This window comes from Arthrobacter zhaoxinii (assembly GCF_025244925.1).
Taxonomy (GTDB): domain Bacteria; phylum Actinomycetota; class Actinomycetes; order Actinomycetales; family Micrococcaceae; genus Arthrobacter_B; species Arthrobacter_B zhaoxinii.
Window position 1 is genome coordinate 2,475,142 of record NZ_CP104275.1, and the last position, 15,167, is coordinate 2,490,308.

Annotated in this window: 6 protein-coding genes and 1 pseudogene; 2 read left to right on the forward strand and 5 right to left on the reverse strand. The window is 65.7% G+C overall.

Features of this window, described 5'->3' with window-relative positions; all coding sequences use genetic code 11:
• Positions 1-105: 105 nt before the first annotated feature.
• Positions 106-1,305 (reverse strand): annotated as a pseudogene (glf, locus tag N2K95_RS11580) (UDP-galactopyranose mutase); the annotation flags it as partial.
• A gap of 127 nt (positions 1,306-1,432) precedes the next feature.
• Complete coding sequence (locus N2K95_RS11585) at positions 1,433-3,475, reverse strand: acyltransferase family protein (RefSeq protein ID WP_260651674.1); 2,043 nt, start codon at positions 3,473-3,475, stop codon at positions 1,433-1,435.
• Between the two features lie 271 nt (positions 3,476-3,746).
• On the opposite strand from N2K95_RS11585, the gene N2K95_RS11590 reads away from it, so the two are divergent.
• A complete protein-coding gene (locus N2K95_RS11590) occupies positions 3,747-7,724 on the forward strand; it encodes an FtsK/SpoIIIE domain-containing protein (protein WP_260651675.1) in 3,978 nt (1,325 codons plus the stop codon).
• A gap of 26 nt (positions 7,725-7,750) precedes the next feature.
• Here N2K95_RS11590 and N2K95_RS11595 read toward each other — a convergent pair whose 3' ends face one another.
• A complete protein-coding gene (locus N2K95_RS11595) occupies positions 7,751-8,173 on the reverse strand; it encodes a hypothetical protein (RefSeq protein ID WP_260651676.1) in 423 nt (140 codons plus the stop codon).
• A gap of 305 nt (positions 8,174-8,478) precedes the next feature.
• On the opposite strand from N2K95_RS11595, the gene N2K95_RS11600 reads away from it, so the two are divergent.
• A complete protein-coding gene (locus N2K95_RS11600) occupies positions 8,479-8,727 on the forward strand; it encodes a WhiB family transcriptional regulator (RefSeq protein ID WP_055239553.1) in 249 nt (82 codons plus the stop codon).
• Between the two features lie 100 nt (positions 8,728-8,827).
• Here N2K95_RS11600 and N2K95_RS11605 read toward each other — a convergent pair whose 3' ends face one another.
• On the reverse strand, positions 8,828-10,309 hold the full coding sequence (locus N2K95_RS11605; RefSeq protein ID WP_260651677.1) for a sensor histidine kinase: 1,482 nt from the start codon (positions 10,307-10,309) through the stop codon (positions 8,828-8,830).
• Positions 10,310-10,321: 12 nt separating this feature from the next.
• Positions 10,322-15,154 carry an NAD-glutamate dehydrogenase gene (locus N2K95_RS11610; RefSeq protein WP_260651678.1) on the reverse strand — a complete coding sequence of 1,611 codons (4,833 nt, stop codon included), beginning with the start codon at positions 15,152-15,154 and terminating at the stop codon, positions 10,322-10,324.
• Positions 15,155-15,167 lie beyond the last annotated feature (13 nt).

Sequence of the window (15,167 nt, forward strand, 5' to 3'; positions counted from 1 at the left end):
GCACCGTGTCCAGCTGGTCCAGGGAAGGAAGAACCACCCGCTGGATCGTGGACCACTGGCGTTCTGAATCGTCCGCCTGGATTGACCGCTCTACGGTTGCGTTGCTCACGCGTCGACTCCTCCGCTTTCCAGCTTGGCGCCACCGGTGAAGTGGGGCTTGATTTTGTTGTCGAACATGGACAGCGCCGACCCGATGGCCATATGCATATCCAGGTACTTGTAGGTGCCGAGGCGGCCGCCGAAGAGCACGGACTTCTCACCCCTGGCGAGGTCGCGGTAGGCGAGCAGCTTAGCGCGGTCCTCCGCGGTATTCACGGGGTAGTACGGCTCGTCGCCCTTCTCGGCGAAGCGGGAGTACTCGCGCATGATCACCGTGGCGTCCTTGGTGTACTCACGCTCGGGGTGGAAGTGGCGGAACTCGTGGATCCGGGTGTAGGGAACGTCCTCGTCCGGGTAGTTCATGACCGATGTGCCCTGGAAATCTTCCACCGGGAGCACCTCTTCTTCGAGGTCGATCGTGCGCCAGGACAGGTCACCTTCGGCGTAGTCGAAGTAGCGGTCCACGGCGCCGGTGTAGATGACCGGAACCTGGCCCAGGGTGTTGCTGCGGGAGAACTCGTGGCCCTCATCGAAGAAGTCGGTCTTCAAATGCACCTGGATGTTCGGGTGATCCGCCATCCGTTCGATCCAGGCCGTGTAACCGTCGACGGGCAGACCCTCGTACTTGTCGTTGAAGTACCGGTTGTCGTAGTTGTACCGGACGGGCAGGCGGCTGATGATCTCAGCCGGCAGGTCCTTGGGATCCGTCTGCCACTGCTTGCCGGTGTAGTACTTGATGAACGCCTCGTACAGCGGGCGCCCAATGAGCTGGATCCCCTTGTCATTGAGGTTCGCCGGATCGGTACCCGCGAGTTCGCCGGCCTGTTCCTGGATCAGGGCCTTTGCCTCGGCCGGTCCCATGGACGCGCGGAAGAACTGGTTGATCGTGCCCAGGTTGATGGGCATGGAGTACACCTCGCCCTTATGGCTGGTGTAGACCTTGTGCACGTAATTGGTGAATTCGGTGAACCGGTTGACGTATTCCCAGACCCGCTCGTTGGACGTGTGGAACAGGTGGGCACCGTAACGGTGCACCTCGATTCCGGTCTGGGCTTCGTTCTCACTGTAGGCGTTGCCGCCAATGTGATGGCGGCGGTCCAGGACGGCGACCTTCAGGCCCAGTTCCTTGGCAGCACGCTCGGCTACGGTCAGGCCGAAAAAGCCCGACCCAACGACGACGAGGTCAACGTTCACTTGTTTCTCCTGTTTGGTACGGGATGGCCGAACCGGCGCACACCCGGGTCAAGGGTATCCGACTATTGGCCGGCAGGCACTTTTCGGTCTGGGTGCAGGCCTGCATCAGCGGCCTCGGTGACACCCGCTGTGCAGGGTGTCACCAGCTGACGCTTTGGTGGAACCTTCGGTCGAATTCCCCGGCCAGGGAAGCGGCGTAATCGGTGGTCAGGTGGTTGTCGTCCAGGAAGACGTAGGTGTTCCCCACGACGGGCCGGCAGGTCCCTTCCGGGCAGATCAGATCCGACAGATCGAGGAAGGCCATGCCGCCGTCGTCCTCCGACGGCGGGAAATCCGGAGACTGCTTGTCCATCAGGGGTGTGGTGCACAAGTCAGCGCCGTTGGTCTCTGCACACACCTGCATATTGAAGGGGAACCGGGGATTATCCCGGACACCGACCACATCGATTCCTCCCTCGCCGAGTTTCCGGGCGGCTTCCGGAAGTCCGTCAACCACGGGATCGGCGGCTTCGTCGGACATGGCGGACGTTGCGACCGCGATCACGGCATCGGGCTTCAATTCCAGGGCGTACTCGGTGGCCGCCTCATTGAAGCGGTTGCAGTCCTCCGACCTCCACTCCGCCGCGGCGCCGTAGGTGCACCCGCCCTTCAGCAGCGCTATGACACGGTAGTCGTGTGCCTGCGCCATCGGTTCGACCGCCTCGATCCACTGCTGGGCGTGCGAACTGCCGATGATAAGGATGGTCCGTTCCGGCGAGTCCGTGTTTGTTGTGCTGAAGCAGATGCTCGACAGAGCCGGATCCGTGGGCCCGTCCGGGACCTCCGAGCATGCCAGCGGGAGCCGTCCCCAGCTGTCCGGGTCCGTTGAGGACACTGCCCGGACAGGCACCCCGGTGGGTTCGCCGTCGTAATCCGGTGCCAGAACGCGGGCACCGGGGTAATTGATCTCGGCTTCTGCCAGGAGTCTGTCATCGGCCGCCTTGAGCAGGAATTGGCCGCTGGCAAGCGGCACGGCCACTACGGCCACGCAGGCCGCCATCACCAGTGCGGCCCGTCCCCAGGTTCCGCGCTTTTCCCGTGCACGGAGGGGCTTTTCCACAAAACGCGTTGTCAGGGCAGCGAGGATCAGGGAAAGGCCGAGGATCAGCGCGCCCCCGACAAGCCCTACCTCCTGGCGCCCCCGCCAGGCGAGGTAGATGACGAGTATCGGCCAGTGCCACAGGTAGAGGGCGTAGGACATGTCCCCCATCCGCACCAGCGGCCGCCAGGAGAGGAAGCGGTCCGCACCGAGACGGCTGCCCGTTTGTCCTGCGACTATCACCAGGGCGGCCGCTACGAGCGGCCACAAAGCTACGAAGCCCGGGAACTGCCCCTGGACGTCGAGGATGAATCCGCCGCTGAGGATGGCAGCCAGGCCCAGCCATCCGGCCGCTACCCGGATTCCCCGGACGGGCTTCAGGTAGGGAATGGCCAGGGCGAGAAGGGTTCCGAAGGCGAATTCCCACAGGCGTGTGCGGGTATCGAAGTAGGCGTGGGCCTGGTTGGTGTAGGTCTCGTGAACGGAAAAGGCCAGCGACACGGCAAACACCGTTCCGAACACGCAGAACACAACGCTGCGGAAGCGCTTATGCGCGAGCCGGGCGATGACGGCGGAGAGCGCAAACAGCAGCGGCCACAGGACAAAGACCTGCCCCTGGACCGAAAGCGACCAAAAATGCTGGAACGGGCTGGCGATGCTGTGGTCTGCGGCGTAGTAATCAACCGAATCAGCAGCCAGGGCCCAGTTCTGGACGTACAGCAGCGAGGACCACGCCTGCGAGAAGATCTCGGCCCACCGGCTTCTGGGAACAAACAGGACAGTGGCGGCAAGGGTTCCCACGATCACCACGGCCGCTGCCGGGAGCAGGCGGTTGAACACGTGGGTCCAGTAATGCCCCAACTGCAGGCCACGGCCGGCTTCGCCCTTCCGGATGAAGGACAGCGAAAGCAGGAAGGCGGAAATCAGAAGGAAGACGTCCACGCCGCCGGACACGCGGCCCAACCAGATGTGGTAGCTGGCAACCATCAGTACCGCGAGCGCCCGCAGGCCCTGCACCTCCGGCCGGTAACCGGGTTTGGCTGCCTTTGGTGGCGGGGAGGGGCGGTCCGAAACATGCGGTAGAACCGGGTACGGGTGAGTCACACTTGCCTTTCTAAAGCCAAAATCCCCTCCAGCAGTTTACCGCCGCTGCTCAACCTCCCCCTCTCAGTCCAAGGGGGCAGGAAACTTATCCACAGGGCGGGGCCTCCGGTGCCGGAAGTGATCCGGCGATCCGTAGGCTGATCCCTCCATCGACCGTTTCGCACTCTCTGGGGGATGCTTTGGAGGGACATTGCTGCTTCATGTGACCCTAGCAGCGGGATCCGGGGGTTTCCCCGCGGACCCGCCCGGGCGCCCTGCGCTCCGTGAGGTTGTGATCAACATCTCGGACAAAACGTCCGGAGCCTCAGTGGCCTCGATGCTGGAGGAACGCTACGGGCACGCCCGCTACACCGTGCAGGGTTCGAGCCTGCAGGAGTTGACCCCCGGCAAGGCTCCGCTCGTCAACGGGGCGGTGATCCTGCGCCTCGAAGGATCCGCCGGGTGTGCCGCCGCGGGGATGCCGGCGCGAGGGGGCGCCCCGGCACCCGCCCCCTTACTCCTGGTTGTCTGCTCCGGACCCGACGCCGGAGGCATCACCGACCTGCAGCGGGGAACCTACACCATCGGGCGGAGGGTCCCGGCGGAATGCGGGCCCGGACAGCGAATCGGCATCACCGATCCGGCGCTTTCCCGACACCACACGGAACTTGTCGTGGGAGCTGAATCCGTAACCGTCCGTGATCTTGGCTCAGCCAACGGCACCTGGGTCGACGGCCGTCGTGTGCGCGTGGCCACGGTGGACACCGATTCCCATCTGCGGTTCGGTTACAGCCACTGCCGGTTAGTCATTCCCGGGCCCGTGCGCGAGGTCGAAAGCGCTCCGGCAGATCCCTTCAGCCCCCTCACCGTCAGGTTCCCCGAACAAGGGCAAAAAACCGGCCTGCTCCTGGTCGGTGCGCTGCTGCCGCTCCTGCTCGGAGTGGTGCTGGCCGTGGCGACAGGGATGTGGATGTTCCTGGCTTTCAGCGCACTGTCGGCGGTCACGGCACTGCTGGGCGCCGCGGGATCCCGGCGGCGCCGCCGTGAGCAGGCCGCGGCAATCGCCCTGGCCGCGGAGGAGGACGGAAAGCGGCTCCGCCGGGCCGCACCGGACCCGGGAGCCACGGCTCTGGGAACAGGACCGGCCGGCCCACCGGTGGCGGACGCCAGTGCCGCCGTGTATCCGGTCCGGATCGGGGCGGGCACCTTGCCGGCGAACATCGAAGTGGTGCCGGCACCCCGCCATTTCACGCCCCCGCAGATCTCCGAAGCCCCGGTAATCCTTGCCCTCGGCAGGGACCGGGACATCAGGCTGGAAGGCACCGCCCGGGAGCAGGCGGCGTTGGGCCGGACCATCCTTCTCCAAGCAGCAGCCGCCTTTGTGCCGCACCTTGTCTGCATCGGTACGGCATCGGAGCTGGAACCGAATGCGAGGTTCCTGCCCGGCGTCACTCTGGCTGCCATGCCCGAGGTTTCCCTCCCTGCGGTCGAATCCGCTGTTGCGGCACTGCGGAACGTCCTCACAGCGCTCCCGCAGGCCGCGGGACCGGCCGACCTCGTGCTGTTCGTCCATGCCGCGTGGGCGGAGCACGCCGGGCGGCTGCTCCAGGCGCTTCCCGAAGCGCGTCGTCCGCTGGTGACCGTCATCCGGGCCGGGGGTCTCCCCGCACCGGTGTCCGTGTCGCTTCTTGGAGGCCGGGGAACGCTGGCTGCCGCTGGCCGGAGCGTGGACTTTGTCCCCGACCTGATTCAACCAAAAACCTTCGAACGGTTATCCCGCGCACTTGCCTCCCGCCCGCCGTCCGGCCCGCAGCATGCCGCGCCCGGCGGTACCGGCCAGCCACCACCCGCAGCGGCTTTCGAGGACTGCCATCCCGCTGCGTCCCCGGATCTTCTCCTGCACGGCTGGCGGGACCCTGGATCAGGGGTTGCCGCTGTCGTCGGACTTTCATTTTCCGGCCCGGTGCTCCTGGAACTGGACAAAGACGGTCCGCATTTCCTGGTGGCCGGGACCACGGGGTCCGGAAAATCCGAGTTCCTGCGCACTTTCATCGGTTCTCTGGCAGCCTTGTATCCGCCCACCGACATCACCGCCCTGCTGATCGACTTTAAAGGCGGTTCCGGGCTCGGCCCCCTTGCCGCACTGCCACACACAGTGGGTTTCCTGACCGACTTTTCCGCTGAGAACGTGAGCCGGGCGCTGGTGTCACTGCGTGCGGAAGTCCGACGCCGTGAAGCCTTGCTGGCCGCCGGCCGAGCCGACAATCTTTCCGCCTACAACTTCACCCGTCCTCCGGAGGACAGAGTCCCCAAGCTGCTGGTGGTGGTTGACGAATTCCGCATGCTGGCCGAGGAAGTGCCCACAGCCCTGCCCGAACTGTTGCGGATAGCGGCCATCGGGCGCTCGCTCGGCCTGCATCTGGTGCTGGCAACTCAACGCCCTCAGGGCGCCGTTACCGCCGATATCCGCGCGAATATAGCAACGAGTGTCGCCCTTCGGGTCCAATCCGCCGCAGAGTCCCGCGACGTCATCGACGCCGACGCTGCGTCCACCATCCCGCCCGACCTTCCGGGCCGGGCCTATGTCAGCAAGGGCGGCCGGCTTCCGCTCGCCTTTCAAAGCCTTTCAACGGCCATGCGGAGCGGCACTGACGAAAACCCGCTGAAGGAACTGCACGAGCATTTGTCCGGAGCGGCCGGAGGCGCGCGGGTACGGGCAGAGACTACGGCAGATCCGGATGCCCTCCACCGGATGGTTACGGCTATCCGGGCGGCCGCCGATACCGGAGGCTATCCGGATCCTTTCAACCCGGTCAGGCCGCCGCTGCCTTCTGCACTGACAGCGGATCTGCTGGCCGGCTGCCGCGTCGCCGACGAGGCTGCCCCGGACGGACTGGTCCTGGGATTGATGGATGAGCCTGGACAGCAGCGTCAGAGAATCCTTGCGTGGCAGCCCGGAATCGATTTCCATTTGGCGGTGCTCGGCGCTCCGCGGTCGGGAGCCCCTGATGCGCTCGGACTTATCGCCGCCAAGCACGTCACCGGGTTACCCGGACGACATCTGTATGTCCTTGACTCGGACGGCAGCCTTGCCTGGCTTGCTGCAGCTGAGCAGACCGGCGCCTACGTTGGTCCCCAGGAGGTCGATCGGGCGTCCCGGGTGCTGGCCTACCTCGCCGCGGAAGTCCTGCACCGGCTCGGTCCGGCAGCCCCGGAGGCAGGTATGGACAGGGGCCCGGCCCACACCGGCGGCGCCGTGCCGGCGGCGGCGCAGGTCCACGGACCTGCAGCGGGAGTGACGCTGATCATCACCGGATGGTCCCGTTGGTGTACGGCGTTCCGCACGGGCCGCGGATTGACGGGCGAAGAAGACCTGTCCGACCTCATCCGGGACGGTGAACGCGCGGACATCTGCGTGGTTCTGGCCGGGGACAGGGAGGTTCTTAGCGCCCGTTTCTTTCCCCTGATCCCGAACCGCATGTACTTTCCAGCCGACGCCAGCGCCGAGACACTGCTGATCTGGCCCCGGCTGCCGCCGATGGACCGGATCCGCGGAAGGGCCCTGGTCCAGGGACGGTGCGGAACGGCTGAAGGCCTCTCGACCCAGCTGCTGACGGCTGACATCCCGCCTACACCGGAGCAGCTGGTCCCCCTTCCCTCCGACAGCCCGTCCCCGCACCGAATCGAAAACCTCCCTGCCTTCGTTCCGCCGGCGCAGCTGAAGCCCGCACGCTCCGGAGACTGGCTGCCCGTAGGCGTGTTTGGAGACGAACTGGCCACTGCTGCGGTGCGGGTATTGCCGGGCTCGGTCTTCCTGGTTGCGGGGCCGCGCGGCTCCGGCCGGACCTCCTTCCTCCGCCAGCTGCAGAGGTCTGCAGATATCTCCAGTGAATGCGTGGCTGCGGATCTGGCCGCGGCGCTATCCCTCGTGGAACAGGGGGAAAAAGATCTCCGGCGGTTTCTGGTCCTGGTTGACGACGCTGATTCGCTCTCTTCCTCCACGCACCAGAAACTCGCCAAGATGCAGGCCCTGGGTGCCCGGCTGGTGCTGGCCGCCGTCGCCGGTCACCAGCTCACAGTCCGCGTTCCGCTGGCACAGCAGATCCGGTCGGCACCGCGTGGCGCACTGCTCCAGCCCGTAAGTCCAGTGGACGGAGACATCTTCGGCATCCGGGTCGAACCCGGTAGACGCCGCCCGCCGGGCAGGTGCTACCTCGTCGACGGGGCGGAAGTCCGGGAGGCACAGGCGGCGTATTCCGCCGTGGAATAAGCCGGCAGGAGAGGAGGGATGAACGATTAGAAGGTCTTGCCGCTGTCGCTGGTCCTGCTGGTGTGTGCGAGGACCGGCTTCGTGAACAACAGCAGCAGGACTGCTGCTGCCGGCAGCAGCAGTCCGAGACCGGGCAGGATCAGGCCTGCCTGCAGGGTGGGAACGGCGAGAATGACCACGAAGAGCTGCCAGACCAGTGCAGCCGAGCGGGTCCACCGGTAGCCCCGGAAGAAGAAATGCCCCACAGCGAGCATCCACACAGCGAGGGCCACGGCAAACACCATCGTGAAGACGGCCCCTCCCATGGACAAAGGCGTCGAAGTCGCTAGCTGGTAGCCGTACCAGGCTGCGAAGCCGAGCAGGCATAGCGCTTCGAGGACCAGTACGGCGGAGATGACAAGTACAGCGGGGGCACGCTGCACCGAGCGGGGTTCCTGGGGTGTTGACACACTGGCAGAATACCGGAGATAACCCTGCGGAAAGCCGCCTCGGGAAGCCGGCATTGAGCGGCCGGTGCAGCACCGGAGCCGGAATGCCACAACAATCAGCCATCCCCGGCGGATAACAAATGTGATGCACCCCTCAGCTTTACAGCCATATTGACCGCTTGTTACCCCTTGTCTGCTTTGGCCTGACGTGCCACGCTAGTAAGAGGGAAATCAGGGGCCGAAACCGGCCCCTTTAGTTTGTAGTTGCTCGTGAATGTTTTCACAAACACGTAGGAGTCAACTTTTCAGAGGAGATAGTGATCAACATGGATTGGCGGAGCCGCGCAGCTTGCCTGGATAAAGATCCGGAGCTTTTCTTTCCCGTGGGCAATACCGGCCCGGCTCTTCTTCAGATCGAAGAAGCCAAGAGTGTCTGTCGGCGCTGCCCGGTGATCGACACCTGCCTGCAGTGGGCAATCGAGACCGGCCAGGACGCCGGCGTCTGGGGCGGCATGAGTGAAGATGAGCGCCGTGCGTTGAAGCGCCGCGCAGCCCGCGCCCGCCGCGCCTCCTAAGCAGGACTTACCCGGCCGTTGAGGCCGGACGGCAAAAGGCCGCTGCCCCTGGCAGCGGCCTTTTGCTGTACCCCGTCCGTTCCCGCGGATACGCGGGGACTCAGGTACGGCGGTACTCGGTATCCAGTCCCATCTCGATCCGGACTTCCGTGCCGCCGCCTTCGCCCGCGGACCACTCGATGGTCCCGTCGAGTTCGCTCTGGACCAGGGTCCGGACAATCTGCAGGCCCAGCCCCTCCCGCCGCGGCCCGGGCGGCAGACCCACGCCGTCGTCGGTCACCGTCACGGTTAGCCGTTCCTCCCGGCCGGCTTTGCCGTGCCGCTGCGCGGCCAATCCAACCGTGCCGCGACGCCCCGCCAGCCCGTGCTCGACGGCGTTGGTCACCAGTTCGTTGATCACCAGTGCCAGCGGAGTGGCCAGGTCGCTTGGAAGCTCACCAAAGGATCCGTCACGGCGGGTCCGGACCTCCTGCGTGGGCGAGGCGACCTCGGCAGACAGCCGGAACTGGCGGTCGATCAGCTCGTCAAAGTCCACGTTCTGCGTCAGACCCTGAGACAGGGTCTCGTGTACCAGGGCGATGGTGGACACACGGCGCATGGCCTGGGCAAGACCCAGCTTGCCTTCATCGCTCTCCATCCGCCGTGACTGCATCCGCAGCAGCGCCGCGACGGTCTGGAGGTTGTTCTTCACCCGGTGATGGATTTCGCGGATGGTGGCGTCCTTGGACACCAGTTCCATCTCACGGCGGCGCAGTTCGGAAACATCGCGGCAGAGCACCAGGGCACCGAAACGTTCCTTTTCGTCGCGCAGCGGGATCGCGCGCAGGGAGAGGCTGACGCCCCGGGACTCGATTTCCGTCCGCCACGGCATCCGCCCGGTGACCACCAGCGGCAGCGTTTCGTCGACCATGCGGCGGTCCTTGAGCAGCGCCGTGGTGATCTCCGCCAGCGAACGCCCTTCGAGCGTCTCCATGTCGCCCAGCCGGCGGAAGGCGGAGACTCCGTTGGGACTGGCGTACTGCACAATCCCTTCGGCGTCGAGCCGGATCAACCCGTCCCCCACGCGTGGAGCTCCCCGGCGTGACCCGGTAGGCGTGGCGAAGTCGGGCCAGAGACCCAGCGTTCCCATCCGCAGCAGGTCGTAGGCACACTGCCGGTACGTCAGTTCCAGGCGTGACGGCATCCGCGAACTGGACAGGTCCATGTGCGATGTCACCACGGCCAGGGTCCGGCCGTTGCGGACGAACGGTATCGCCTCCACCCGCATGGCTGTTTCGGCGGTCCAGCTGGTTTCGCTCGACCGCTCGATGTGCTGGCTGTGCCAGGCCGCATCTACCAGCGGGTGCAGGTCAGCGCGGATGCGTTCGCCCACAAAGTCGCTGTGGAACACTGTGTGCGACGTCGACGGCCGGGCATGCGCCAGCGCCACGTAGCCGCCGTCGGGCACGGGGAACCACAGCGCCAGGTCGGCGAAGGCGAGGTCGGCGACCAGCTGCCAGTCGCCCACCAGCAGGTGCAGCCATTCGGCGTCGCCCGGACCGAAGTCCGCGTGGTCCTTGATCGGATCGGTGAAGATTGCCACTGGTACCCCGGGCTAGCGGCGGACGATGGAACGGAGCAGGCGAAGGGCCACTGAAAGCGAGGCCATGTCGTCTTCTTCCAGGCGGTTCACTTCGCTGAACATCTTGGAGGCGCGCTGCAGGTGGTCGGCGTTCTCCTGCTCCCAGGTATGCAGGCGCTCCCCCGGATCCGTGCCGGACCCGTCAGGAGTAGCTTCCAGCACAGCCACCGTCATGTCGGCAACAGTCGAGTACAGGTCATCACGCAGGGCTGCACGGGCCAGCGACTGCCACCTGTCTTCACGGGGCAGCTTGGTGATCCGGTTCAGCAGGTCGTCAATGCCGTACTGGTCGTAAACGGCGTAATACACGCCGGCGACTTCGTCGGCCGGAACGGCGGCTGCCTTGCTGGCCAGCGCGACGTCGAGCAGGCCGAAGGACTCGAACTGCTCGGCCCAGTAGGTGCCCAGGTCCTTCGGGATGTCCAGCTCACGGGCCTTCTGCAGCATGGCTTCCACCCGCTCCGCGTCCGAACCGCGGAGGAACCGTGTCAGGTCGGAAAGCAGCGGCTGGACGACGGGCCGGAACGCCTCGATGTCCTCGGCGATGGTTGTTCCCCGGCCCACGTGGTTGACGAACCAGCGCACGGCGCGGTCCAGCAGCCGGCGCAGGTCCAGGTGCACCATGGACCACGTTTCGGTGGGGAAGTCCGCGGGCAGCGAACCGAGCTCGGCGAGGACCTTGTCGAATCCGTAGATTTCCCTCAGTGCCGTGAAGGCGCGGGCGGCCTCCGCTTCGGTGGCGGAGGTCTCCTCGATCACCCGGAAGGCGAAGGTGATGCCGCCGATATTGAGCATGTCGTTGGCGACCACGGTGGAGATAATCTCGCGGCGCAGCGGATGGGTATCCAGCTGGTCCCCGAAACGCTCGACGATCTGCTTCGGGAAGTACCGGCGCAGGGTCCCCGCAAAGTACGGATCGTCCGCCAGGTTCGAACGCGTCAGCGCCTTGGTCAGCTCGATCTTGGCGTAGGCGGCCAGCACGGCCAGCTCGGGCGAGGTGAGGCCCTCCCCCGCAGCGACGCGTGCGTGCAGTTCGTCGTTGGTGGGCAGCGCCTCCAGCTCGCGGTCGAGGTCTGCGTGTTCCTCGAGCCAGTCCATCAGCCGCTCGAAGCTCGGGTTCGCTTCCAGGACCCGCTGCCGGTCATTGAGCAGCAGCATGTTCTGGTCGATGTTGTCCTGCAGGACCAGGTGGCCCACTTCATCGGTCATCGAGTGCAGGAACTCCGCGCGCTCCTGCGGGTCCAGCCGGCCGGCCGCGACCATCCGGTCCACGAAGATCTTGATGTTCACTTCGTGGTCGGAGCAGTCCACGCCGGCGGAGTTGTCGATCGCGTCGGTGTTGAGGATGACACCGGCTCGGGCCGCCTCGATGCGTCCGTGCTGCGTCATGCCGAGGTTTCCGCCTTCGCCGACCACCTTCACGCGCAGGTCCCGGCCGTCCACGCGGATCGCGTCGTTGGCCTTGTCGCCGACATCGGCAGAGGTCTCGGCCGAGGACTTCACATAGGTGCCGATGCCGCCGTTGTAGAGCAGGTCCACCGGCGCAGTCAGGATGGCTTTAAGCAGCTCCGGCGGGCTCATCTTGGTTGCGGAATCCGGCAGGCCCAGCACCTCGCGGACCTCCGCCGAGAGCGGGATGCTCTTGGACTGGCGCGGGAAGATCCCGCCGCCGGCACTGATCAGGGACTCGTCGTAATCCGCCCAGGACGAGCGCGGAAGTTCGAACAGGCGCCGCCGTTCCGCATGGGAGCGGGCGGCGTCGGGGTTGGGATCCAGGAAAATGTGCCGGTGGTCGAACGCGGCCACGAGCTTGATGTGTTCGGACAACAGCATGCCGTTGCCGAACACGTCGCCGCTCATGTCGCCGACGCCCACCACGGTGAAGTCCTGGCTCTGGGTATCGATGCCCAGCTCACTGAAGTGCCGCTTGACCGATTCCCAGGCACCCCGGGCGGTGATGCCCATGGCCTTGTGGTCATAGCCGACGGACCCGCCGGAGGCGAAGGCGTCACCGAGCCAGAAGCCGTACTCCGCGGAAATGGAGTTCGCGATGTCAGAGAACGACGCCGTGCCCTTGTCCGCTGCAACCACGAGGTAGCTGTCGTCACCGTCGTGCCGGACCACGCGTTCGGGCGGCACTACTTCCTCGCCGGATTCCTTCACCACCAGGTTGTCGGTGAGGTCCAGCAGCCCCCTGATGAAGGTGCGGTAGCTGTTCTTGCCCTCCTCCATCCAGGCGCCGCGGTCCACGGCAGGGTCGGGCAGCTTCTTGGCGTAGAACCCGCCCTTGGCGCCGGTGGGCACGATGACGGCGTTCTTCACCGTCTGTGCCTTGACCAGGCCGAGGACCTCGGTGCGGAAGTCCTCGCGCCGGTCGGACCAGCGCAGCCCGCCGCGGGCCACCTCGCCGAAGCGCAGGTGCACACCTTCGACCCGGGGAGAATAGACCCAGATTTCGTACTTTGGGCGCGGGAACGGAGCACCGTCGATCGCCCCGGTGTTCAGTTTGAAACTGACGTACGGCTTGTCCTGGTAGAAATTCGTGCGCAGCGTGGCGTTGATGAGGGTGGCAAAGGTCCGCAGGACGCGGTCGGCGTCAAGCGTCGGAACCTTCTCGAGGCCCGTCTCCAACGCGGCGCCTGCCTGCTCAACGGCGGCCCGGCGCTCCTCCTCAGTCAGGTCCGGATCGAAGCGCCCTTCGAAGAGCGCTATCAGTGCATGGGCAACATCCGGGTTGGCCAGCAGCGTGCCGGCCACGAAACCGTAGGAGTTTCCCGTGCCGACCTGGCGCATGTACTTGGCGTACGCCCGCAGGATGACGACCTGGCGCCACCGCAGTCCCTGCTGCAGGATCAGCCGGTCAAAGGCATCGGACTCGGCGGTTCCGGACAGGCCGGCGCGGAAGGCTTCGGCCAGCAGGGAACCGGTCTGCAGCGGATCGATGCCGGAGGGATACACCAGGCCCAGGTCGTACAGGTAGAACCCTGTGCCGTCGCCCCGGCGGATTTCGAAGGGGCGTTCGTCGAGCACTTCCAGGCCGAGGTTGTGCAGGAACGGCAGGATCTGGGTCAGCGACTTCGGCTCGGTCAGGTAGAGCTTCAGGCGGGCGTCTTCGGGACCGTCACCGCCGGCCGGGATGTAGACGAACAGTTCCGGAGCGGTGTCCGGACGGGCCAGCCGGGCTTCGAAGCGGGCAATGTCCTCCAGCGCATCCTCGACTTCGTAGGCCACCCGGTACGCAGCCGGGAAGGCGTCGGACCACAGTGCGGACAGCTTTTCCGCCTCCGGGCGGGAGAACTTGGTCCGGACGACCTCTTCGATACCCTCGCTCCAGGACCGGGTGGCCTGCACGAGGCGTGCCTCCAACTCGGCGGCATCGATATCCGCGATTTCCTGGCCGCGGGGCAGCCGGATCCGGAAGAACAGGCGCGCCAGGGCGGACTCCGTCATCCGCGCCTCGAAATCGATGGACTCTCCGTTGAACGTGGAACGCAGCTCGTCCTGGATCCGGAGCCGGACCGGCGTTGTGTAGCGGTCTCGGGGCAGGAAGACGATTGCGGACATAAAACGGCCGTAGATATCCGGCCGGAGGAACAGCCGGGTCCGCCGACGTTCCTGCAGGCGGAGGATAGCCAGCGAGGTGTCCAGCAGCGTGGAGGGGTCAATCTGGAAGAGCTCGTCGCGGGGGTAGGTCTCCAGAATGGAGAGCAGGTCCTTGCCCGAGTGTGAGTCGGCAGGGAAACCGCAGGTGCGCATGACGTCGCGGACCTTGTCCCGGACAATCGGAATGCTGCGGACGGAACCGGTGTACGCGCCGGTGGCGAAGAGCCCGATGAAGCGGCGTTCGCCGTTGACATTGCCCTGCTCGTCAAAGCGCTTGACACCGAGATAGTCAAGGTAGGCGGGCCGGTGCACGGTGGACCGCGAGTTGGCTTTGGTGATGACGAGGGCGCGCTTTTCACGTGCTTTGGCCCGGCCTGCGTCCGTCAGCCGCTGGACCCGCCGGGTGGAATGCAGCCGCAGCAGCCCCAGGCCGCTGTCCTCGGTGGGGAGCAGTGCGTCTTCCCCGTTTTCGGTGACCAGGTCATATTCGCGGTAGCCGAGGAAGGTGAAGTTGCCGTTGTCCAGCCAGGTCAGCAGTTCGCGGGCCTGCTGGAGGTCAGGGATGTCCCGGGCACCGGGGACGGTTTCCAGGGAACGGGCAATCTCGTGGACCTTCATCCGCATGGCGGGCCAGTCCGCCACGGCGATCCGGACATCGCCGAGGACCTTCTGCAGGCCGTCAACAAGTTCGGAGCGTTTGTCCCCGTCGGTGATACGGGCGACCTCGATGGCGATCCAGGATTCCACCTTGGTGGTGCCGCCGTTCCCGCCCAGCAGGTCGGCCAGATTGGGCAGCGCTGCAGTGTCGCCGCTTGAGACGCCGGCAGCGGCGGGAACACGCTGCACCTGCTGCAGTTCACCCGTCCGGGGATCGCGGGTGGCCAGGAAAATGGGGTGCACTACCAGCCGGATCGCGGCGTTGCGGCGTACTACCTCTGCGGTGACGGAGTCGACGAGGAAGGGCATGTCATCGGTCACGATCAGGATGACGCTGGTGTCGCCCTGGTCCACCACGTCGACGGCGGCAGTTCCTTCGGTGCGGCTGAGCGCCAGTTCCATGTGCTTTTGGGCCCGCTCCTTCAGGACCGCCGGAGCATAGGCCTGGGCATCTTCACGCGCCAGATGCTCGTAGTAGTTCCCGATGAATTCATCCAGGGAAGTGTCCGAACTGAAAAGATCCGCGATGCGGGACCCTGACGACAATGTAATACGCCTC

What these genes read in the sequence shown, in the direction of transcription:
- N2K95_RS11600 (WP_055239553.1), top strand. Translation starts at nt 8,479, where the DNA reads ATGGATTGGCGGAGCCGCGCAGCTTGCCTGGATAAAGATCCGGAGCTT.